The organism is Flavobacterium sp. 140616W15, from assembly GCF_003668995.1.
Lineage (GTDB): Bacteria > Bacteroidota > Bacteroidia > Flavobacteriales > Flavobacteriaceae > Flavobacterium.
Genome location: NZ_CP033068.1, coordinates 4,899,168 through 4,924,805, shown reverse-complemented (window position 1 = coordinate 4,924,805; position 25,638 = coordinate 4,899,168). Strand labels below are relative to the sequence as shown.

Here is a 25,638-nt window from a genome sequence, read left to right as displayed (position 1 = left end):
TCCTCTTAAGGATAAATTCTTAAATCCTGACCTGCCATAATAGGCTCATTATTTGTTCCTGTAATCACAATCTTCACAGCTTTTACAGGTTGCTTTGGATATATGGAAGCATTTCCATAATCAAAACTATCCCCTTTTTCAAAATCAATACCGTTATACGAATATTCTACATGCCCATCGTTGATAATAAATCTAGGATGATGCGGAATCCCTGTCAATACATCAATTTTAGAAGAAGTAACTGGATTAGTAAAAGTGTATAAAATCCAGTCTCCATTTGCACACGGAGCATCTGTACGCAAATAGCTTTCTATATTATAATCTTCTAATCTTGTGAATGGAAATTTCGGGTTTTCAACCATAGATGAGGTTACTTTTACCTCAGGTTCTATATAAGGTGAGCAATTGAAATTTACTTTTGCAGCAGATTCTTTTGCTTCTTTATTTTCAACGGTAAACTCTAAACGATATGTGTTTTTATCATTATAATTATCAATCACAAATCGCAAACGAGGTTTTGATTTTAATCCTCTATCTTCAGAATACGTTTGTATTAATTTATCGTTTTCAAAAAGCGAAACTGCTCTTATTACCCCATTATTTGTTCCATCAGCTATTGGGTTAAAAGTTAAATACCAAATTCCTTTTTTGTCAATATTCTCCGAAATATCCTCTGAAATAGTTAAGGTTTCCACTTTTGAAGTAGTCCAAGTTGCTACTGGTAGTTTCTCTACTTTTACTGCTGGACTTGCTGTATCGTCATTAAAAAAAGTACGAAATTGGTATTGCTCATATTCTTTTGTTTGAATTGGATTTGTATACAATGGTGATTGTCTTGTAGGCTCGTTTCCTTGCGCATCATAACGTACAACCGCTCCTTCATAAGGTGGTGTTACTGTAATATTTCCACTTTTATAAATTGCTGTAGGTGGAAAATCTCTAAAAGCAATTCCCATATTGGCCAAACGTTGTAAATGACTATTGGTTAACCTGCTATAAAAATCATCCCAGTTTTTGTATTCCTTTTTAGACCATCCTATTTCTGACAAAGCACTAATTCTTGGGTAACTTTGATATTCCATAAATCGTGTCGGACGATCAAGATATTCGCTCCACAAAGCTCCTTGTACTCCTTTTATCAATTTTTGCTGCTCAGGAGTTAAGTCACTATCTGGAATTGGCTCGAATGAATAAGCTCTTTTTGTGTCTGTGATTGCAGCCCAGCGATGACCTCGCTCGTTTTCCGATTGTGCCATATCAAAATATAAATATTGTCCGGGCATCATAATGGTTTCATAACCTCTTTTAGCCGATTCGATTCCGTAGTTTATTCCTTGCCAAGCACTAATTAAAGTATTTGGATTTATCTCTCCACCTTTTAAAATTTCATTCCAGCCATTTGTTTTTTTATGATATTTATCGACAATGGTTTGAACTCTTCTAAAGAAATAATTCTGAAGCTGAAAACTATCTGTAAATCCTTCTTTCGTCATCAAAGCCTGGCATTTTGGGCAATGTTCCCAATTGGCTCTGTTTACCTCATCTCCTGCAACATGAATATAATCAAAAGGAAATATTTCTGAGACCTCCCTAATAATAGAATCTAAAATTTGATAGTTTTCTTCGCGTCCTACACACCATACATTTTTTACTTCTCCCTGAACACTTTTTGTTTCCTGAGTTGTAACACATCCTATTTCTGGATACGCTGCTGTTACTGCACGAGAATGTCCAGGGATTTCAATTTCTGGCATAATTGAGATTCCACGAGCTGCTGCATACGCCACAACTTCTTTCATATCGGCTTGGGTATAATAACCGCCATAACGTTTGTTTCCTGAACCGTACGATGGCAACAATACTTCGCCTGGTCCTCTCCAAGCTCCTTTTAAAGTTAAATCTGGCATTGATTTAATTTCGGCTCTCCAACCATTATCATCAGTAAGATGCCAATGAAAAACATTCATCTTATGTGCTGCCAACCAGTCAATGTAGTTCTTAACTGTTTCCTTATCAAAAAACTGTCTTGATACATCAAGCATCATTCCTCGCCATTCAAAACGAGGATAATCTTCTATTTTCACAAATGGTATTGTTCCTTTTTTCACCTCTTTGGCTGAACAAATCTGCAATAAAGTTTGAAGTCCATTTATGACTCCATTTGTGGATTTTCCTTTTATGAGAACTCCTTTTTTAGTTACGCTCAATTCATAACCGTCATTAGGAAGATTTATTTTTTCATCTACTAAAAATGATATTCCGTCTCTTTTATTACCTTTCCCAATAGAAACAATCGGTTTAATTCCTGTATTTTTAAGAAAATTACTTCCTATATAATCTGCACTCTTTTGTATTTTTTTATCTACAACAATTTGTACCGATGATGGAATTACAAATGTTCCTTCTTTCTGTTCTATTTTTACTGGCTGCGGAATTATATCCAGTTTCTGAGCTTGTAATACATTCAAGGAACTCAAGAAAACGGCAATTAGTAGCATGTTTTTTTTCATCTTTTCTGGTTTTTTGTTTTGTTAAAATTGTATTGGAATGCTTTCCGTTTGTGTGGTACTCAAAGCGGTAATAGCATAGATATAGTTTTCAAAATTAGCATTTGGTATTTCTAATTTTGTAGCTGTGGTTACGTAGTAAATATTCTCTGGATTAGAGAAATCGGTTATTTTTCCTTTAGGAAATCTATAAATCACAAATTTTTTATTGTTTAATCCTGCCTTCCAAGTAAGCTGTCCTTTTTCTCCTCTTTGAGTAATCGAAGCACTTATTGGCGGTTCTGGTTTTATTCTTGTGATTCTATTTGCTTCGGGTGTTAATGCGATATATTTATATTGTTTTTCGATAATAGGTTTTCTAAGTGTATCTCCCATCCTTTTAAATACATTTGCCGTAAAATGCATAGAACCATCTATCAATGGTAAGGCTCTAATCATTTCTATTTGTTTTACAATTTGATCAGGACTTCTCCATTCTACTTCTTTTGATGTTTTGGAAATCTTATACTCTCCATGACCGATATACACATTTGCTCCATATTTGTGTTCTGCCCACCATTTTGCTAAAACTTCAAAATTTGCTCTATCAAAACCAATGTGCCAATACAGTTGAGGTGTTACATAGTCTATCCAATTTTCTTTCTGCCATTTTAAGATATTAGCATACAAATCATCATAATTTGTTGCTCCTGCCATAGTATTTGATCCTTGTGAATCTCTTGCTATATTTCGCCATACCCCAAAAGGTGAAATTCCAAATTCGACCTCTGGTTTATTTGCAATTATTGTATCTCTTATTTGCTTGATTATTAAATCGACATTGTCTCTTCTCCAATCGTCTTTGTCTTTAAATTGTCGAGGTTCTTTGGCAAATGCAACTTGGTCTGGGAATTCTTTTCCTTCAATTTTATATGGATAAAAATAATCATCCATATGTATCGCCTGAATATCATAATTTCGAACTATTTCGCCCACTACTGAAGCTACAAAATCTCTGGTTTCTTTGTAACCGGGATTAAAATATCTAGTTTTTCCGTAAGTAAGGAATAACTCTGGTTTCTTAAAATACAAATGTGTTTTGGAAAGTACATCCTTGGTTGTGTCTTTCTGTACACGATATGGATTTAGCCAAACGTGAACACTCATCCCTCTTTTTCCTGCTTCATCTATCATTAACTGTAACGGATCAAACCCGGGTGCCACTCCTTGCGTTCCAGTTATCCAATGTGACGCTGGCTCTTTTGTAGATTTATAATAAGCATCGGCCGTAGGACGAATTTGAAAAACTACTGTATTTAGATTATATGATCGTAAATTATCTAAAATTGTTATCATTTCAGCTTTCATTTCTTTATCTGAAAGCCCTGGTTTTGATGGCCAATCTATATTATCGACGGTAGATATCCAAGCGGCCCGCATTTCTCTTTTTGCTGGTTGTTGTCCAAAAAGATTGGCTTGAATCAGCAATACTAGAATTAAAATTTTTAAGGTTTTCATAAATTCTATTTTTGGTTTGTTAATATATATATTTCTTTAGCGGAGGATTTAACCGCAAAGCTCGCAAAGACTTTTAATCTATTTAATCCTTTAATCTGTGGCAAAAAATTAACCGCAGAGCTCGCAAAGGTTTCATTTAATCTATATAATCTTTTATTTTCTCTCTCGCAGATTTGGCAGATTAAGCAGATTTAATTCATGTAATTGCTTATCCTGTTTGCTTTCACTCGGGTCATGATAAAAAAACAACCGCAACTTTCGAAAGTTTTTCCCCAATATTGTCATTTCGACGAAACAACTTACTCTAATAAATATATTCCTCCTTCTATAAGCGATGTCCATACTCTTCCTTGATCATCAATTGAAAATCCATTTATGCTGGAGCTTCCTAAATTAATTTGTTTTAGAATCTCAAATTTCCCTGCATCTACAATAACAACTTCTCCCTTTCGGCTTCCTATGTATATCTTATTGTTGTTTTCAAATATTGGTGCAGGATTGTGTTCATATCCAAGCTTTAAGTCCAAAACTTTACTTTGATTAATCAAATTTTCTTCCGTTAATTCTAAATTATCATTAAGGGGCAATCTCAAAAGTTCCCCATTCATTGTTTTTGCATAAAACCACTTTCCATCTTGACTTTTCCCCATCGATTCTCTAACTTTCCATTTGGAGGTTCTTAAAAGTGTTTTGCCTGTTTGTAGTTCTAGAATTGTTAAGAATCGTTCGGGTGTCACAAAATAAAGTCTATTTTTTGATGAGACTACATTTATATTTCCTGCTGAATACAAAACTTGCTTTTCATTTCCATTATTCCATTTCCAAATAAGTTCTCCTGTAATTTTATTTAGACAATAAAGATTAGTATCCCATGCTCCAAAAATAATTTTATCATCTTGTATTAAAGGAGTTCCTTGCGAATACGATTGTGGCAAGTTATTCTTCCAAATTACCTTACCACTAACAGCATCTATGCAAATAAAAGCTGTTGAACTTGCTGTATAAATTTTATTGTTTTCTGCAATTGGTGAACCTACCAATACTCCGCCAACTGGTATGTTCCATTTTTGTTTACCAGACGCTGCATCAAATCCTAACAAGTTTCCTTCTATCGTACCAATAACAAGAATATTTTTTACAATAATTGGTGAGAAATAGATCGCGTTTCCTGTTTCTGTTTTCCAATTCAGCACTTTATTTTTCAAATTAATCGATTGTATCTCACCAATAGAATTAGTAAAATAAAGACTTTTTTTATCAAAACATGGAACACTATAAACTGATGCAATATCTTTTATGAATGGAGAGAAATTAGTTTCTAAATTATCTTTTGGAATTTCAATTTTTGAAGGTTTAGTAGGAACTGAAAATTTAAAAACACCTTGTTTTGCTATCTCTTTCTGATAAATACTAATACTATCGTTATTGATGATTACCTCGTTATAACTTCTTGTTTTACCATCGCGAGAAGTAATAGATGCTCCCATGATACCACTCAATCCTGAAAAATCATATTTTTTTAAGGTATGTCCATGACCACAGAAACTTGCAACTGTTGGGTATTTTTCTAAAACTGAAAGAACTTCTTTATAATTACTAACACTATTATCTAGTGGATAATGAGCGAAATTCAGAACTTTTTTATTGCTATTTTTAAGACTGTCTTTTAGTGTTTTATCTAACCAAAGAACATCTTCGTGTTTTACAAAACCATCTCCCATTTTCATATATGGTCCACACGGAAATCCGATAAAAAGGTAATCTCCTTTTGAGAAAACAAATCGATCGTCGCCCCATATTTTTTTATAAGTCAAACCAGCACTTTCGCTCCAATTTGTTTCATGATTTCCAGAAATTACATAATACGGAATTTTTAAATTGCCCAAAATAGAATGTACTTGTTTTAGTTCATCATCTGCACCACGATTTGTTAAATCCCCCGTTACTACAACAAATTCATTATCCGAATTATTAATTTCTTTTATAATATTTTGCAGTAAAAAATCATTTTCGTTCCCCACTGAAACATGCAAATCTGTAAGTTGTACAAACTTAATATTTTCTGATTTTTCTGTCTTTTGAGAAAACCCTGATGCAATTATAAAAAGCAATAATATTATGGAAAGTGAATGTTTCATAAGCAATTATTAAATCTATTGGTTGTTATTATTGTGTTAGACGCACTGCGGTGGGTATCTACACTGTACACCTAATATGCGTATCTATAGGAAACCCTTGAACCTTTTTCTCACGCAGATTTAGCAGATTTAGCAGATTGAATTCGTGGTAAAAAAAATCTTTTAATCCTTTATGTTAGACGCACTGCGATGCGTTTATATGCATATCAATAGGGAACCTTTGAACCTTTGTTTCTCTGTCCCTTTGAACTTATTTCACAGAACTATTAAAAAAATTATTAAAAAACAGTAATTGAAATTTTAAGGAGTTTTCCCAATATTCAATATTATGTTTCCCTGGACGTTCTATATAGTCATGATTTATTTTTAGACTGAGCATCTTTGTATGAAGTTCTCTGTTTACGTCAATAAAAAAATCATCAACACCACAATCAATAATAAGATTTAGCTTATTACTTTCTACTAATTCCAGCATATTTACCACTGTGTTCTTTTCCCAATTTTCAGGAAATTCTGTTATAGAACCCAATCGTTTTTTTATATCCCATTTTTCAGGAAATGGACGAAAATCTACTCCTCCGCTCATACTCCCTGCAGCTCCAAACACTTCTTGATGCTTAAACGAAAGATACAATGCGCCATGTCCGCCCATGCTAAGACCTGATATAGCACGGCCTTCACGACTTGTAATCGTTTTGTAATTTTTGTCTATGAAAGGAACTAGCTCATCAATGACATAAGTTTCATATTTAAAAGTTGTGTCAATCGGACTATCAAAATACCAGCTTGAAAAATTTCCATCAACGCCTATTACTATAAATCCATATTTATCAACCAGTTGCCCAACCTCTTTAAAACTTTTTACCCAAGTTGCATAATTTCCGCTATACCCATGAAGCAGATAAACTACTGGTAATTTCTTCTTGCTTTTTTTATAATTATCAGGAACTATTACACACGTCTTTATATTTTTATTCATCGAAGTACTAAACACTTGTATAGTATCAATCTTGGCTGCTTTGGCAGAAAAAAATGCGAAAACTAAGAGAGCTATATAGATTGTTTTTTTCATAGAATTATAGTTTCTTTTGGTTAAAAAAAGGCAATAGCTTTTCTTCAAAATGTATGAGATTTTTTATTTCTGATACCTTTTGACAAAAATATAAAATTTATATTCGAGAAATTTATTTCAAACAATCCCTCAAAATCGTCACTGGATGCATTGCTTTTCTATTGGTTCCGTCAAAAATCTGATGGCGGCAACTCGTTCCTGCAGCTGCAATTGCAGTTGTTGCTTCGGTTGAACGTATCTTTGGGAACAAAGTATCTTCACCCATTTGCATACTGATTTCGTAATGCTCTTTTTCATATCCAAAGGAACCTGCCATACCACAACAACCTGAATTATAAATGGTAACTGAACTATTTTTAGGTACGTTTAGCATTGCAAATGAAGCTTCAACAGTACTCAATGATTTTTGATGACAATGTCCGTGAATTTTAATTGTTTTCTCTACATCCGAAAATTGTCCAGAATGGATTTTTCCTGTTGCAATTTCTTTCTTAAAGAACTCTTCGATAGTAAATGTATTTTTCGATAATTTTTCAGCGCTTTCTTTGTCTTTTGCCAATCGAATGTATTCGTCTCTAAAAGTTAATATTGCTGAGGGTTCAATTCCTATCAACGGTGTGTTTTCTGAAATTAAATCCTTGAAGATACCCACGTTTTTATTGGCTATATCTTGTGCTTCTTCCAAGAATCCTTTTGATATAAAAGCTCTTCCGCTTTCCTCGTGATCTATTACAATCACTTCATAACCTAATCCTGTCAGTAATTCATAGGCATCTATCCCAACTGAAACATCATAATAATTGGTAAACTCATCGCAAAAAAGATAGACTTTTCCGTTTGTAAAAGAATTGCTTCCTGCTATTTTTTTATTTTTTTCGTACCATTTTCTAAAAGTCGTTGGCGCTAATAATGGAACCTGTCTTTGGGATGCAATTCCCATACTTTTTTTAACCAAAGCTAGATTGGCTACAAAATTAGTCATAGACGGTGCTATACTCCCGAGTTTATTAAGTTTTGAATTGAAAGCAAATATTTTATTTCGGACAGAAAATCCATTTGCTTTTTGATATTGGTATAAAAACTCCGATTTTAAAGTCGCTACATCTACGTTACTTGGACACTCGCTTGCACAGGCTTTACAGCTCACACACAACTCAAATACCTTATATAATTCTTCGTGATCAAATTTATTATCTTTCTCTGAATGAGTTAGATATTCTCTCAACGCATTGGCTCTGGCACGAGTAGTATCTTTTTCATTTCTAGTAGCTCGATAACTCGGACATAAAGTTCCTCCCGCTGAAGGTAATTTTCTACAATCACCTGAACCATTGCATTTTTCGGCAGCACGCAAAATCCCCATGCTATCCGAGAAATCCTGAATTGTTTTTATATCTGGCTCTACTCTACCCGCTTCTACACGAAGGTTTTCATCCATCTTGAAAGCGTTCACAATTTTTCCAACATTCAAAATTGTATCTGGATCAAAAGCGCTTTTGATTCGTTTTAATAATTCATAATTTTTTTCTCCTATCATAAAAGGTAAAAACTCTCCACGAACTATTCCGTCTCCATGCTCTCCACTCAATGAACCTCTATATTTTTTCACCAAAATAGCCACTTCGGTAGCAATGTTTCTAAATTGGTGTAATCCTTCTTTTGTTTTTAAATTTAAAACTGGACGCAAGTGAATTTCTCCTGCACCTGCATGTGCATAATAAATAGCACTTTGTCCATGACTTTCCATCATGGCAGAGAAATCAGCGATATAATTAGGCAAATCACTTAGTTCTACAGCTGTATCTTCAATAGAGTCAGCTGCTTTATCATCACCTACAATACTTCCTAAAAGTCCAAGTCCTGCTTTTCGTAATTCGTTTATTTTATCAATATCGGCTCCATAAATTTTAGGCAAAGCGTACCCAAAATTATTTTCCTCAAGGTCTTTTATCAAGGCATCTGCCTGTAATTCGGCATCTTCCATACTATGATGCGATCCTACTTCGAGCATGATAACTGCCTTAGGTTCTCCTACAATAAAAAACCTGTTTTTTGCTTGTTCTCTATTTGTTTTGGTACAATCTAATATCGTATCATCCATCATTTCACAGGTGTACAAATGATGCTTCATAGCAGTAACTACAGCTTCTAAACTTTCTTGAATAGTATGAAAATGTGCCACAACCATAACATTATTTGTTGGTGGCAAATCATCTACTTTCAATGTAATCTCTGTGGTAAATGCTAAAGTTCCTTCGCTTCCACAAAGTAATTTTCCTAAATTTATTTTGTTTTCTGTCCCTGAGAAGAGCTCCGATTTTAATAATAAATCAATCGCATAGCCTGTATTTCTTCGGTGAATTTCTGGCTTTGGAAATTCTTTTACAATCTCTTCCTGATTTTCTTTATTTGAAAGTTCCTCGTAAATTGCTTTGTAAATTTTACTTTCAAGCGAATCCCCTTTTGTCTTCTCTATAAATTCTGCTGAAGACATTTCTTTGAATACAACAGTACTGCCATCACTTAAAATAGCCTTTATCTCGATTATTTTATCTCGGGTAACTCCATATCGTATAGATGTCGTTCCAGATGAATTATTTCCTACCATTCCTCCAATCATGCATCGATTTGTTGTCGATGTGTTGGGCCCAAAAAATAAACCATGCGGCTTTAAATACAAATTCAGTTCATCTCGAATTACTCCAGGTTGAACTGTTACCGTTTTTTTTATAGGATCAAATGCTACAATTTTGGTAAAATGCTTAGAAACATCTACAATTATTCCGTTACCCACCGTTTGTCCAGCCAAAGAAGTTCCTGCTGTCCTAGGGGTTATCGAAATTTTATTTTTTGCTGCAAAGCGAATAATTTTAACAATATCTTCTTCTGTCTTTGGAACTGCTACTGCTACTGGCATTATTCTATAAGCAGAAGCATCAGTAGCATATATTTTTTTATGAAGCTCATCATAAAAAAGAGTTCCTTCTAATGAATCGGATAAGTGTTGTAATTGAAGAGAATCGGACATTTAATTGGTGCTATTGTTTTTTTAAAAATACAAAATAATTAATCTCTATTATCGTCTTTCAAGGTCTTTTTTTGATCTTAAAAATTTGCAAGATTAAACCTAACTCGTCTTTAAAACTTGTTAGGTTCGCGGTAATAAATCTTGCGGGATTAGGACTTTATTTTGGAAATTAGTTTTTGTTAATCGAAATCGGGTAATTAGTAATAAAAACGTTTAAAGGCTTCGATAGCTTCATATTCTGCAAGACCTAAATCATCGTATAACCTTGCTGTATTTTTATTACGCTCTTCTGCTCGTACCCAAAATTCTCTTGAGTCATTTCCTTGAAACATTACTCTGTCTTTTTGAGATTGATGATACAAAATAGCATGTCTTTTAATAGTTACTTCGTCTGGACTCAACGGCACAGCCATGTCTATCTCATGAATATCCCACTCATGCCAAGCACCTCTGTACAACCATAACCAACAATCGTACATATACGCTTCGGTTTTTAATTCCTTCATTGCTGCAAATATAGCATTCAGGCATACTTCATGAGTTCCATGCGGATCTGCCAAGTCTCCTGCTGCAAATACCTGATGTGGTTTTATTTTTGCTATAATATCTTTAACAATTGCAATATCTTCTAATCCTAAAGGGTTTTTCTTTATTTGACCCGTTTCATAAAAAGGCAGATCTAAAAAATGCGTATTCTCATCTTTTAAACCAATATATCTTGTAGCTGCATACGATTCACGTCTTCTTATCAACCCTTTCAACTTTCGAACTTCTAATGAATCTACCTGATTCTCTGTCTTATTATTTAGAAAATCAATAACTGATGAGAAGTTTACTCCATCGATATCTTTTCCAATAAAATCGTTACATACTTCTGCAAATTTTAATGCTTCATCATCTGTAACTGCTATATTTCCTGAAGTTTGATACACCACATGTACATCATGTCCTTGTTTTATTAATTTTGAGAATGTTCCTCCCATAGAAATCACATCATCATCTGGATGTGGACTAAAAAGGATTACTCTTTTCTTTGCTGGATTAGCTCTTTCAGGTCTATGCGAATCTGAAGTATTGGGTTTCCCTCCTGGCCAACCTGTAATGGTGTGTTGCAAAACATTGAACATATTAATATTCAAATCATATGCTGAACCTTCTTGAGCTAAAAGGTCTGACATTCCATTATTATTATAGTCTCTATCGGTGAGTTTTAATATCGATTGTTTGGTTTCTTTACAAAGCCAAACGATTGCTTTGCTTTTTAATTCTTGTGTCCAAGTACATCCACCAACTAGCCATGGCGTTTCAAAACGAGTTAATTCAGATGCCGAAGACTGATCTAACACAAAAGTCGCATTGGAATGATTTTGTAGAAATGTAGCAGGAACTTCTGAACTTATATCTCCTTGAATGGTTCTCTTGATAATTGCGGCTTTATTTTGTCCCCAAGCCATCAAAACAATTCTTTTTGATCTAAGAATTGTTGAAACTCCCATTGTAATCGCTCTTTTTGGAACGTTATCAATACCATTAAAATCTGATGAAGCGTCGACTCTAGTGATATGATCTAATGTTATAATTCTAGTTCCTGAATTAATATGCGAACCAGGTTCATTAAAACCTACATGTCCTGTACGTCCAATTCCTAACAACTGAAAATCAAGTCCTCCAGCTTCTTTTATTTTCATTTCATAATCAACACAATATTGATTAAGTTCTTCTAAAACAACTGTTCCGTCTGGAATATTTACATTTTCAGGTTTAATATCTATATGATTAAACAGATACTGATGCATGAAATAATGGTAACTCTGACGATTTTCTTTGGTCATTGGATAATATTCATCCAAATTAAAAGATATTACATTGTAAAAACTAAGTCCTTCTTCTTTGTGCATTCGAACTAACTCTTCGTATACTTTTATAGGTGATGAGCCTGTTGCCAGACCAAGTACACACGTTTTGTTTTTAGCTTGTTTTGAACGTATTAATTCGGCCATTTCCTGGGCAACTGCTTTAGAACCTACAATTGAGTTATCAAAAATCACATTATGGTTTTTCTCAAATCGGGTTTCTTCAAATTTACCTGGTATGTCGTAAGCCAAAGAAGTATTGGTTTTCATAATATATCTCTTAGTTAAAAAATTAGTTTAACAAATATATACAAAAAACAAAACGGATGCGTTATTTTACATTATTTAACAAAAATAAATTCAAATACCGTAAAATAACGCATAATTTATTGATTGAATTTCAAATTACAACACAAAAACTCCAGATTTTCTATATTCTTCCAGCCTTAAATCTTCTGGATCTAAATTAGTAACAATAGTATCTAACTGGCTTAATTCGCAAACAACATGCGGCATTTTTGTATTTAATTTATTTGAAGAAAACATAGAAACAACTCTATCTGAAGATTCTATCATTGCTTTTTTAACAATAGAGATTTCATAACCTACCTCTGTTAAGCCTTGTTTAACATTGATACTACTGGCGCCAATAAAACAAATATCTGCTTTAATCTTAGACAAAACCTGTATCACATCCATACCTATGGTAACCATTGCATTTTTCTGCATTTTTCCACCTATGAATATCAAATCAATGTTTGGGTGTTGTGATAGCTGCATAGCTATTGGTAAACTATACGTATAAATAGTAGCCTTCAAATCCGAGGGAATTAGCTTTGCAAAAACTAAATTAGTGCTTCCTCCACTCATTATAATAACTTGTCCATCGTGCAATAATGACAATGCCTTTGTTACGATTTCTTTCTTCTCTTCTTCTGCTGTTATAGCAATATCAAAAACATTAGCAGGCTTTTCTGTAGGCAGTATTGCCCCGCCATAAACTTTCTCAAGAAGATTCTTACTGTCCAGTTCGTTCAAATCTCTTCTTATCGTGTCCTCAGACAAATCTAAAGCCAAAGCCAAGTCTGTTGTAACGACTTTTTGATCTTCAAAGAGTCTAGTCATTATATATTTATGTCTTTCGGCTTTTAGCATTTTTTATAAATTAATAAGATTTAGCACAAATATATCAAATAATTCAATTCAAAATTGGAGAACACCTCAACAAATGCAATAGTTTGCGTATTTTATTTCAAAAAACCAAAACTAGGGCTAGTACAATAAAAATATGCGTTATTTTGCATTATTTTAATTTATTTTTGAAAATAATTACAATATACCGCATTTATATGCAATAAATAAATATATTTGCTCAACAACCATTAAAAAAACCAAATAATCATGAAAAAATTATTCCTTATTTCATTGTTGGTTTTGTTCATTCAAGTAACATTTGGGCAAACAAAAACAATTACCGGAACTGTAAAAAACAAAGCGGATGGGATTCCTATACCTGGAGTTAGCGTCCTTATTCAAGGAACTGCAAATGGTAGCTCAACAGATTTTGATGGAAACTACAGTATTGCTGTATCACCGGGACAAAGCCTTAGCTTTAGCTATATGGGATTTGAAACTAAAGTGATCAAATTTGAGGGACAACAAAAGCTCAACGTTGACCTTTCAGAAAGTATTTCCAAATTAGATGAAGTAGTAGTCGTAGGGTTTTCTTCTCAGAAAAAAGCCAACTTAACTGGTGCTGTTGCCTCTATCGATGTTAGTAAAACACTAGGAACCCGACCTTTAACAGATGTTACCAAAGCACTACAAGGTACTACTCCAGGTGTAAACATCAATTTTAACTCAGGAAACCTTAATCGTCCAGCAAACATAAACATCCGTGGTGCTGGAACTGTCAATACTAATGCTTCTGATGCCCCTCTTGTTTTAGTAGATGGTGTTCCAACTGACATGTCTCTTATTAATCCAAATGATGTAGAATCAATATCTGTACTAAAAGATGCTGCTTCGGCTTCTATCTATGGAGCTCGTGCAGCCTTTGGTGTAATCCTTATTACCACAAAAGGAGGTAAAACAGGTGAAGGAAAAGTTAGATTTTCTTATAGCGGAAACACTGCTATAAGTAATCCTATTTCTACTTTAAAATTCTTAGATCCAACAGAAGAAATTCCAGGCTTAATTGCTGCAGCAGACCGTACTGCGCTTTCTCCTGAGTTCTTTGGTGCAAATTACAATATCTTACTTCCAAAAATTGTAGAATGGAAAGAAAAATACGCAAATAACCGTACTAGCAATGAAATGATTTATGGTGAAGACTGGGAAATTATAGGAGGAAATCCTTATTTCTACAGAGTATGGGATACTAATAAAGAATTGTACGCAAAAAATGCGATACAAACTACCCACAATTTTTCTGCACAAGGTAACTTAGGCGACAACAGTTCTTTCTTCGCTTCATTTGCGCTTTCTGATCAAAAAGGAATGCTAAGAGTAAATCAAGAGACTAGAAAAAGAACAAATATAAATTTAGGTTTTACAACAAAATTAGCCGATTGGCTTACTGCTGATTTCAGAGTAATGAATATTAGTAGTACTTACGAATATCCATTTAATTATTATGGTGGTGCTGGCACAGATGATACAACCTATACAAATTATCTTGGCTATGCACTTCGTTGGGGACAATACACACCTAATTTTGGTACGTACAGAGGATATAATTTCCGTACTGCGGGAGGATATTTATCTAATGCTTCTGTGAATGAAGATGAAAAAAACAACAACAGATTAAGTGCTAAATTTACTGCGCAAATTGCAAAAGACCTTAATTTAATAACAGAAATAAGCAGTGTAACTGATTATTATACAAGAAAACAAAACGGAGGGAAATTTCAAGCATGGGATAACTGGTCAGCTATGCCTTATGATGCTACAACTATACAAACAGCTATTCCTGCTACTCTTGAAGCAGGAAATGATTTTGTAGCGCAATCAAAATCACAATCAAAAACAAATGTGGTAAACATCTATGCTAACTACAAGAAACAATTTAACAATCATAATTTAAAATTCTTAGGAGGTTTTAACTCAGAGTGGCAAAATTTCTCTCGTACTTATGCCAGAAGAAATACCCTTTTAGACAAATCTAAACCAGAATTTAATCTTGCAGTAGGCGAACAATTTGTTTCTGGAGCTGCTAATAAAGATTTAAATCCAGCAGAAACAGACTATTCAATTGCAGGTTTCTTTGCTCGTGTAAATTATGATTATAAGGGAATTTATTTATTAGAATTAAATGGTCGTTATGATGGTTCTTCTAAATTCCCAACAGATCAACAATGGGGATTCTTCCCGTCAGCTTCTGTAGGATACAGAATTAGCAATGAAAAATTCATGGAAAATACACGTGATTGGTTAAATGACCTTAAATTACGTGCTTCTATGGGAGCTATTGGAAACCAGAATATTGGAAACAACGCTTTCTTAGCAGTATTAAACTCTAAAAATCCTTCTTGGATTAATGGTGGAGCTGTTTTACCTCCTTCTACTGATTTACCAACTAATGTTGACCCATCATTAACTTGGGAAAAAGTATATACAAAAGATATTGGTATCGATATTAGAATATTTAATATGTTTGGTGCTTCATTTGACTGGTACCAACGTGACACCAAAGGAATGCTAGCTCCTGGTATAACACTTCCGGGGTCGTTTGGCCAGAATGCAGCTCAAACCAACTCAGGAAACATGAGAACAAGAGGATGGGAATTGGCTTTAAATTTTAACAAACAAATAAACGAAAACGCTTCTGTATTTGTTGATGTGGCTTTATCAGATTACAAATCTGTAATTACAAAATGGAATAATACTTCTAAACTACTAGGTTTAGTTTCAGCTGGCACACATCCTTATTATGATGGATACGAAGTTGGTCAGATTTGGGGCTTAACAAGTGACAGATTGCTACAATCTACTGACGTATTTACTAATAATGGTAAAACGGTAAATGGAGTAGACTATTCTAAAACAATGCTTGGTAATTTTAAATACGGCCCTGGAGATGTGCATTATGTAGACACTAATGGTGACGGTGTTATTTCACGTGGAGCAGGAACTGCAGATGATCATGGGGATTTAAGTAAAATTGGAAACTCAACACCTCGTTACAAATACGGAATAACTTTAGGTGGAAAGTTTCATGGGTTTGATGTGTCGGCATTCTTTCAAGGAGTCGCTAAACGTGACTATTGGGCTGCTTCTGATGCTGTATTACCTTTCTATCGTCATCCACAACAAATGTATGCCAACCAAGCTGACTATTGGACACCAACTAACACAGATGCATATTGGCCAAATCCACATGCTGGTAGCGAATCAGTTGCTTTTGGAGGTGGTACTAACGGTATGAATAACTTTATTACGCAATCAAGATATTTACTTGATATGTCTTACCTACGTCTTAAAAACTTTAGTTTAGGATACAGCTTGCCAAAAGATTTTATCAAAAAAGCTGGTTTAGAAAAACTAAGAATATACACTTCGGGTGAAAACTTAGTGACCTGGGCAGATAGTCGCCTTCCTGTTGATCCAGAAATCGACGAATCAGAAATTTTCTGGGGAAGATCTTATCCTTTTACTAAAACATGGTCTTTTGGTATTGAGCTATCTTTCTAATATTAACTATTCAAAAAAAATAAAATGAAAAATTCAAATATAAAATCTAAATTACTACTGATGTTCGCTACCGCTTTTGTAGCAACAACTTCAGTTAGTTGCGACGATTACTTAACAGACGAACCAGCAGATAAATTTACAAACGAGAACTTTTGGCAATCAGAAGACAACGTAAAGACATTCTCATGGGTTAATTACGATACCTTTTATGGATATGGAAACGGTACAGGAATCGGACTTTCTTCGTTCTATTTTCACGGTAGTGATAGCAAAGTAGATGATAACTTAACTGCTTATAATTTCTTTCAAATGCCAGTTACCACATCTCCAACTAATACTACCTCTTGGAATGAATATTACACGCTTATTCGTCGTTGTAACTTATTACTGGAAAAAATACCTAGTATTTCTATGCCTGAGGTAAAAAAGAATCATTATATCGGAGTTGCAAAATTTTTCAGAGGATACACTTATTTTCGTTTAGTACAAAAAATGGGAAATGTTCCATATATCGATAAATATTTAGCTCAAAATGATCCAGCTGTATATTCGCCTGCTATGCCAAGAGCAGAAGTTATCGATAAAGCCATTAAAGATTTAGAAGAAGCGGCAGAATTGTTACTTCCTGTAGATGATAAAAACACTACAGTTAACAAATACACTGCTTACGCAGCTTTAAGTAACCTTTATATTTATGAAGGAACTTACAGAAAATACCATTTAGGTCAAGACGGAAGCGCTTACCTTAACAAAGCCAAAACGGCATCATTAGTTATAATGAATAATGGAGGGTATAAATTAAACACAGATTGGAAATCGCTTTATAATTCTGTTGAACTAGCTGGTAATACTGAGGTGATACTTACAAAACGTTATTTAACAAATGTATTAATGCACTCTCTTCAAAATTATACGAATACATCAACTACTCAATATGGTTTAACAAAATGGGCCGCAGAAAGTTATGTAACCACAAATGGATTACCTATACAACAAGCTGGAAACACCCAGTACACTGGTGATGATGATGTTACTAAAACTTTTGCAAATAGAGATCCTCGCTTTGGAAAAACGGTTAACCCTGCCAATTATGGATATAGAGGAAAACCTTATAGTACAGCTGCATTGGCCTCTATGTCTGGATATGTGTTTGAGTTATACAACAACCCTGCGACAACTGGTCCAGACGTTACAACAGGTGGAAGAAATTATACTGATGCACCTATATTTACATTAAGTGAAGTGTATTTAAATTATGCTGAAGCTTGTGCTGAACTTGGTACTGCTACAAATACAGATCTCGATATGTCTATCAATAAAGTACGTGCTCGTGCTGGAATTGCTCTTTTAACTACCGATGGAACTAATGCTTCTGCTGGAGGAATACAAATTAACGATCCAAGAAGAACCGCTACCTTAGAGCAAATTTCCGGAGCTGTTAATCCACTAATCTGGGAAGTTCGTCGTGAACGCCAAATTGAATTCATGAGCTGGACGACGCTAAGACAAATGGATATTTACCGTTGGAAAAAAGGAGATTATCTAGATACTAATAAAAATTTAGATGTAAATCTTGGAGCGAGAATTGGTACTCCTACAGGAACACAAACAACTGTAGATGCAAACGGATATGTAAAAATATACCCAACAAGTACAAGAAACTTTGAAGCAAAACACTACTTAATGAATATCCCTACTAATGATATTGATTTATACAAAGCTCAAGGTGTAGAATTAAAACAAAACCCAGGTTGGTAATTCGTAATTACAAAATCTGATAAAATAACAAACTACCTCTGGACATAGATATCCAGAGGTAGTGTTTTAAAAATTATATATTCGTACATCGAAAATATAAATGAATTAAGCTGACTAAAATAAAATCGTAATCTGAAATCTCAGATAAACACTATCTTTAATTAACTACAACCAACAACAACAATCAAAAAATACTGAATACTAATCAAACAATAATTAAAAATTTTATTTAGTCAATTTCAGCCTTCTAACTTTTAAACAGCAAATTAAAATGATAAAATTCATAGCAAAAAGTGCTCTTTTTATAGCAACTGTATTTTATATTCCATCCTATTCAAATTCATTTCAGCCCGTTGTAAAAAACAATACGATAGAAATCAATAATCCTATTATTAAAACTGGAGCTGATAATTATGAAAAATACCTGCCTCTATTAAAAGATAAAAAAGTAGGAATCGTTACGAATCAAACAGGAATTTTATCTAACAAAATGCACTTGGTAGATTTTTTATTAGAGAAAAAAATTGCTGTTCAAACCATTTTTGCCCCTGAGCACGGATTTAGAGGAACGGCCGATGCTGGCGAACATGTAGTAGATGCAAAAGATCCTAAAACAGGACTACCAATTATCTCTCTTTATGGAGACAATAAAAAACCAAAAGCAACACAATTAGCCGGAATCGATGTTATGATATTTGATCTGCAAGATGTTGGAGCACGTTTTTACACCTACATCTCTTCTTTACACTATGTTATGGAAGCTTGTGCAGAAAATGGAATTCCACTTATGATACTTGACAGACCTAATCCTAATGGAGCCATTATAGATGGGCCCCTTTTAGAAAAAGAATACACAAGTTTTGTAGGCATGCACCCTATCCCTCTTCTTCACGGAATGACCATCGGTGAATATGCTCAGATGATAAATGGAGAAAAATGGCTTAAAAACGAAATTCAATGCAAATTAACCGTTATTCCTTGTCTAGACTATAATCGAAAAATGGAATATAGCTTACTTGCAAAACCATCTCCTAATTTGCCAAATGACCAATCTATAAATCTATATGCAAGTTTGTGTCTTTTTGAAGGAACTAATGTGAGTATGGGACGCGGAACTGAAAAACAATTCCAAATTTATGGTTCTCCTTTTTTAGCAAAAACAAATTTTAGTTTTACACCTAAACCAAATTTTGGAGCCAAAGATCCATTATATAATGGAAAAGAATGTTTTGGAGAAGATTTAACAGCTTATCCTAAGCTCACAAAATTAGAACTAAAATGGCTAATTAAAGCCTATCAAAATACGAGTGATAAAACTAAATTCTTCAATCCTTTTTTTACAAAACTTGCTGGAACAAAAAAATTACAACAGCAAATTGAAAGCGGAATTTCCGAAAGTAAAATTAGAAAAACATGGCAGAAGGATTTAGAATCATTCAAAAAAATGCGCATGACATATTTAATCTATTAAATCATTGCCCTATTTATTATCGAATAAAATCAGACTGAAATCAAACAAAATTCAAACATTGTGGAGGTCTTCAAAAAATTAAAAAATTAAAAAAATCAGTTAAAAAAATAAAAATGGCAAAGGTAAATCCAGATACAGAAAGAGAATCTCTTTACTCGAATTTAGATAAAATGAGTACTAATGAATTGCTCACAAACATAAATAATGAAGATAAAAAAATAGCAGCTATAATTGAAAAACAAATTCCTAATATTGAAAAATTAGTAGATACTATTGTTTCTAAAATGAAACTTGGTGGAAGATTATTTTACATAGGAGCTGGAACTTCTGGAAGAATCGGTATTCTTGACGCTTCTGAATGTCCTCCGACTTTTGGAGTTCCTGACAATTGGATTATTGGTATTATAGCTGGTGGAGATTCGGCTATTAGAAAAGCAGTAGAAAATGCTGAAGACGACATTAATCAAGCCTGGAGAGATTTATCTGCTTATGATATTTCGAGCTTAGATGTAGTTCTAGGAATTGCCGCTTCTGGAAATACTCCTTATGTTATTGGTGGACTAAAAAAAGCAAGAGAAAACAATATCGTTACGGGTAGCATATCATGCAATAGCGCGAGTCTGATATCAAAACAAGCAGACCACCCTATTGAATTGATTGTAGGCCCAGAATTCCTTACTGGAAGTACAAGAATGAAAGCTGGAACATCTCAAAAACTAGTCTTAAACATGATTTCGACATCTGTCATGATAAAACTAGGAAGAATTTACGGCAACAAAATGATAGACATGCAATTGTCTAACAAGAAATTAGTACAAAGAGGGATTGAAATGATTGTAGAAGAACTTAAGATTGATGAAAAACTAGCTTCTGAATTATTAAAAAAACACAAAAGCGTAAGAGCTGTTTTATTAGCAGAAAATAAAAATCTGGAAATTTAACAACCTAACTAATCAAAATCTTTTATAGATTTATAAAATACTAAACCACAAAAGTTATAAAATGACACCAAGTACAATCCTAATCCTAATCATCGTTTATTTCGGAACCTTATTCTATATCTCGCACAGAGTCAGCAGGAAAGATGACGGAAACGAAGCTTTTTTTACCGCTAATAAAAACTCAAAATGGTATTTAGTAGCCTTTGGGATGATCGGAACGGCTCTTTCGGGAGTAACTTTTATATCTGTTCCTGGAGAAGTAGGTGCTGCAAGTGGAGAACAATTTAAATATTTTCAGTTTGTATTAGGTAATGCTATCGGATTTATAATAATTACAAAATTGTTATTACCCTTATATTACCGAATGAACTTAACCTCTATTTATGGATATATAGAACAAAGAATGGGGTTTTATAGCTATAAAACTGCAGCTTCTATTTTCTTGATTAGTAGAACCGTAAGCTCTGCATTCCGACTCTACTTAGTCGTAATAGTATTGCAGCGTTTTGTATTTGATTATTATAATATCCCTTTTGCGTTTACTGTATTGATTTCTTTACTTCTTATCTTTTCTTATACTTATAGAGGCGGTTTAAAAACAATTATTATAACGGATACTTTACAGACTTTTTTCTTAGTTACTTCGGTATTTCTTACTATCTATTTTATTTGCGATCGAATGGATTTAAGCGCAATTGGCGCTTTTGAAGAAGTAAAGAACAGCAACTATTCTAAAATATTTTTCTTTGAAGATTTTCTAGGAAGTAAGTTCCATTTTATAAAACAAATATTAGGAGGAATGTTTGTAACTATTGCAATGACCGGATTAGATCAAGATTTAATGCAAAAAAATCTGAGCTGTAAAAACATTGGCGAAGCACAAAAAAACATGTTCACCTTTACAGGGATCTTCGTTATTATTAATATTTTCTTTTTAAGCGTTGGAGCTTTACTATACATTTATGCAAACAAAAACGGAATTGCAATCCCTACTGATTTAATTACAGGTAAACCTAGAACTGATTTGCTTTTCCCAGAAATTGCTTTAAATCATTTGGCTACAATTCCTGCAATTGTATTTTTACTAGGAATTATTGCAGCAACTTTTGCTACTACCGACTCGGCATTAACTGCTTTAACAACTTCTTTTTGTGTTGATTTCTTAGGTATGGACAAAGCCGAAAACAACAAAAAAAATACGGTACGCATCAGACATTTAGTTCATATTAGTTTTTCAGCATTAATTTTCTTTGTAATACTCATATTTAATTCTATCAATGATAGTTCTGTTGTCGGAATGATCTTTAAGGTTGCGTCATATACTTATGGCCCCTTGCTAGGATTGTATGCTTTTGGACTATTTCAGAAATCAAGAAATGTAAATGACAAACTAGTTCCTTTTATATGCCTGCTATCCCCTTTCTTTACCTATTTGATAAATGAAAATTCAAAAGTGTTATTTGCAGGGTACGTTTTTGATAATGAATTAATAGTATTAAATGGATTAATAACTTACCTTGGATTATACCTAACGAGCTCTCGTAGCAGTGAAAAAATAAGTTTTTAAACCACGTTAAAACATAACTAATCGACAAGTCAATTAGAAACTACTATGAGTAGTTTCTAATTGATTCTAAAAATAATTATATGAAAAAATCCTTCATAAAAATTAGCCTATACGCCATTTTTTTATTTTTAATTATCAATTGTGCTAGCAAAAAAAACAATACAATTCTAGATACAAGTAAAGACTCTTTTGCAAAAGATACAGTAGCCAGTATTACTCCCAATAAATCGAAAAAGAAAACTTTTTTCAAGGATTCAGACAAAGAAACCAATTGGGTTGATAGCATTTACAACAAAATGTCACTTCGAGAAAAAATAGGACAACTGTTTATGATTTCTGCCTATTCTAATAAAGATTCAATTCATACAAATCAAGTTAATGCATTAGTTCAAGACTATAAAGTAGGTGGAGTAATATTTTTTCAAGGGGGGCCAGTTCGTCAAGCAAAATTGACTAATCAATACCAATCGAAAGCAAAAGTACCTCTATTCATCGCTATTGATGGCGAATGGGGATTAGGTATGCGATTAGATTCAACGTATCGTTACCCTTGGAATATGACTTTGGGAGCTATTAAAGATTTGAGTCTAATTGAGAATGTTGGAAGAAACATGGCCAATGAAAACAAGCGAATCGGGATTCATTTTAATTTTGCTCCCGTACTTGATATCAATACCAATCCTAAAAACCCTATTATCGGAAACCGCTCATTTGGTGAAGATAAAGTTAATGTTAGCGACAAAGCTATTGCATTAATGAAAGGAGTACAAAGTCAAGGTGTTTTTAGTACCGGAAAACATTTCCCAGGACATGGAGACACATCAACTGATTCTCACTATGCTTTGCCTCTGGTTAATTTCTCAAAAGATAGACTTGAGTTAGTCGAACTATATCCATACAAACGAATCTTCAATGAAGGCTTAGCTTCTGTTATGGTTGCCCACCTTAATATTCCGAGTTTAGAGCCTACGCCAAATGTTCCTTCTTCGGCATCATATAATGTAGTAATTAACTTGCTTCAAAAAGAATTAGGTTTCGAGGGTTTGATATTTACAGATGGTTTAGCAATGAAAGGGGCTAGTAATTTCAAAGGTCCTGGTGATCTGGAAATAGCTGTGATTCTTGCTGGAAATGACATTTTACTTTGCCCAGAAAATGTACCCGTAGCAGTACAAAAACTAGAAGTAGCTTATAACGAAGGTATTATTACTGAGGAACGCTTAGCGCATTCGGTAAAAAAAATATTGCATTATAAATTTAAAATTGGGCTAAATAATTACAAGCCAATAAATATGTCAAACATCTACAATGATCTTAATCCATCACAAAATGATGCTTTGCACTATAAATTATATGAAAATGCCATTACAGTTTTAAAAAATGAAAAGGAAATACTTCCTATCAAAGATTTAAATCAAAAGATTGCCTATGTAAAACTAGGAGAAGATGTAAACAGTGATTTTGTAACCACATTAAAAAAATATACAAACATTACAGAAGTAGCAAACACTAATATTGACAGCCTAAACAAAGAATTAAAAAAATATGATATTGTTATCATAGGTTTTCATAAAGTAAACAAAACTTGGGAAAAGCAAAATTTCACTGATACAGAATTGGTTTGGTTGCAAGAAATTGCAAAACACAACAAAGTGATTTTAGATATTTTCACAAAACCTTATTCTTTATTACCAATCACTAACTTTGATGATATCGAAGGATTAGTAGTATCTTATCAAAACTCAGATATTAGCCAGATCGTTTCGGCAGAATTACTGTTTGGAGCTATTTCTGCCAAAGGAAAATTACCTGTATCTATTAATACCTCTTTTAATGTAAATGATGGATTATCTACCGAAAAAATAAATCGTTTGGGTTTTACAACACCAGAAAATGTAGGTATGAATCCACAAATTTTATCTAAAATCGATGCTATAGCCCAAAAAGCAATTGATGGTAAAATGACTCCTGGAATGCAAGTCCTTGTAGCACGAAAAGGAAGTGTTATTTTCCAGAAATCATACGGCAGTCAAACTTATGATACTACCCGAAAAGTTACTAATTCAGATTTGTACGATGTTGCCTCGATTTCAAAAATGATATCGACCCTGCCTAATGTAATGCAGTTGTATGATAATGAAAAAGTAAATCTAGATACCAAATTAAAAGATATGGTACCCCTTTTTGCAAAAACAAACAAAGAGAATATCAGCTTCAAGGATTTACTAACTCATTATGCAGGGCTACAAGCATGGATTCCGTTCTACAAAGCAACGCTAGACAGCGAAGGAAAACCTTCTGCGAAATATTATCGTAGAGTAGCCGAATCTGACTTTTCGACTAAAGTTGCAGATGGTCTTTTTATTAGAAATGACTATCATGATACCATCATGAAAATCATTGCAGATAGTCCACTATCCTTAAAAAAAGAGTACAGATATAGTGATTTTACCTTTATCATCCTGAAAGAATACTTAGAGAGAAAAACCCACAAAAAATTAGAAGAGCTGAGTCAACAAAATTTTTACAGCACACTCGGGATGAATAATACCCTTTACAATCCTTTAGACAAATTTGACAGAAGTAACATTGCTCCTACCGAAATAGATAATTATTTTAGACATCAGGTTATTCAAGGATATGTTCATGACATGGCAGCTGCAATGGAAGGCGGCGTAGCTGGGCATGCAGGGATTTTCTCTAATGCTATGGATGTTGCCAAAATGATGCAACTATTTTTACAAAAAGGGAATTATGGTAATAAGCAATATTTTTCTGAGCAAACATTTGATGCATTCAATACTTGTTATTATGCTGATAAAGGAGTTCAAAGAGGTTTAGGTTTTGATAAAAGAATAGAAAAAGGAGGTCCAACTTGTGCTTGTGTTTCTCCATCTAGTTTTGGGCATACTGGATTTACAGGAAACATCGCTTGGGTTGATCCAGAAACAGAAATTGTTTATGTATTTTTATCCAATAGAACCTACCCCGAAGTTATTAACGAAGAGAATAAATTATCTCGAGGAAAAATCCGAGAAGATATTCAGCAAATAATTCAGGATGCTATTATAAAATAAAAAATATAAGTCCATATTAGGGTCTTCTCAAAATACT

General features: G+C 33.5%; 13 protein-coding genes. 6 read left to right on the top strand and 7 right to left on the bottom strand.

The features are described 5' to 3' along the window. Positions 1-5 precede the first annotated feature (5 nt). The 7 genes from EAG11_RS21535 to EAG11_RS21505 form a co-directional block, all read right to left on the bottom strand. Positions 6-2,510 carry a beta-N-acetylhexosaminidase gene (locus EAG11_RS21535; protein ID WP_129540991.1) on the bottom strand — a complete coding sequence of 835 codons (2,505 nt, stop codon included), beginning with the start codon at positions 2,508-2,510 and terminating at the stop codon, positions 6-8. 21 nt (positions 2,511-2,531) lie between these two features. After that, on the bottom strand, positions 2,532-4,004 hold the full coding sequence (locus EAG11_RS21530; RefSeq protein ID WP_129540990.1) for a glycoside hydrolase family 10 protein: 1,473 nt from the start codon (positions 4,002-4,004) through the stop codon (positions 2,532-2,534). A 299-nt stretch (positions 4,005-4,303) separates the two neighbouring features. After that, positions 4,304-6,142 carry a PQQ-binding-like beta-propeller repeat protein gene (locus tag EAG11_RS21525; protein ID WP_129540989.1) on the bottom strand — a complete coding sequence of 613 codons (1,839 nt, stop codon included), beginning with the start codon at positions 6,140-6,142 and terminating at the stop codon, positions 4,304-4,306. A gap of 250 nt (positions 6,143-6,392) precedes the next feature. Continuing rightward, complete coding sequence (locus tag EAG11_RS21520) at positions 6,393-7,214, bottom strand: alpha/beta hydrolase family protein (protein ID WP_129540988.1); 822 nt, start codon at positions 7,212-7,214, stop codon at positions 6,393-6,395. Between the two features lie 112 nt (positions 7,215-7,326). After that, positions 7,327-10,242 (bottom strand): FAD-binding and (Fe-S)-binding domain-containing protein, encoded by a 2,916-nt coding sequence (locus EAG11_RS21515; protein ID WP_129540987.1) that lies wholly within the window; start codon positions 10,240-10,242, stop codon positions 7,327-7,329. 197 nt (positions 10,243-10,439) lie between these two features. Further along, the gene (gene nagB / locus EAG11_RS21510) at positions 10,440-12,365 is read right to left on the bottom strand and encodes a glucosamine-6-phosphate deaminase (RefSeq protein WP_129540986.1); all 1,926 of its coding nucleotides are present in this window, start codon (positions 12,363-12,365) and stop codon (positions 10,440-10,442) included. 135 nt (positions 12,366-12,500) lie between these two features. Further along, positions 12,501-13,250: a DeoR/GlpR family DNA-binding transcription regulator gene (locus EAG11_RS21505; RefSeq protein WP_129540985.1), complete on the bottom strand. Its 750-nt coding sequence runs from the start codon at positions 13,248-13,250 to the stop codon at positions 12,501-12,503. 246 nt (positions 13,251-13,496) lie between these two features. On the opposite strand from EAG11_RS21505, the gene EAG11_RS21500 reads away from it, so the two are divergent. The 6 genes from EAG11_RS21500 (at position 13,497) to EAG11_RS21475 (ending at position 25,601) form a co-directional block, all read left to right on the top strand. After that, on the top strand, positions 13,497-16,787 hold the full coding sequence (locus EAG11_RS21500) for a TonB-dependent receptor (protein WP_129540984.1): 3,291 nt from the start codon (positions 13,497-13,499) through the stop codon (positions 16,785-16,787). Between the two features lie 24 nt (positions 16,788-16,811). After that, the gene (locus tag EAG11_RS21495) at positions 16,812-18,545 is read left to right on the top strand and encodes a RagB/SusD family nutrient uptake outer membrane protein (protein WP_129540983.1); all 1,734 of its coding nucleotides are present in this window, start codon (positions 16,812-16,814) and stop codon (positions 18,543-18,545) included. A gap of 271 nt (positions 18,546-18,816) precedes the next feature. After that, positions 18,817-20,016, top strand: coding sequence for an exo-beta-N-acetylmuramidase NamZ domain-containing protein (locus EAG11_RS21490; RefSeq protein WP_129540982.1), 1,200 nt, complete (start codon positions 18,817-18,819; stop codon positions 20,014-20,016). Positions 20,017-20,129: 113 nt separating this feature from the next. After that, positions 20,130-20,957, top strand: a complete 828-nt coding sequence (murQ, locus tag EAG11_RS21485; RefSeq protein WP_129540981.1) for an N-acetylmuramic acid 6-phosphate etherase — start codon at positions 20,130-20,132, stop codon at positions 20,955-20,957. Positions 20,958-21,018: 61 nt separating this feature from the next. Further along, positions 21,019-22,524 (top strand): sodium:solute symporter, encoded by a 1,506-nt coding sequence (locus EAG11_RS21480; RefSeq protein WP_129540980.1) that lies wholly within the window; start codon positions 21,019-21,021, stop codon positions 22,522-22,524. Between the two features lie 80 nt (positions 22,525-22,604). Further along, entirely contained in the window at positions 22,605-25,601 is a 2,997-nt protein-coding gene (locus EAG11_RS21475) for a glycoside hydrolase family 3 N-terminal domain-containing protein (protein ID WP_129540979.1), read from the top strand. The last annotated feature ends 37 nt before the right edge of the window (positions 25,602-25,638 follow it).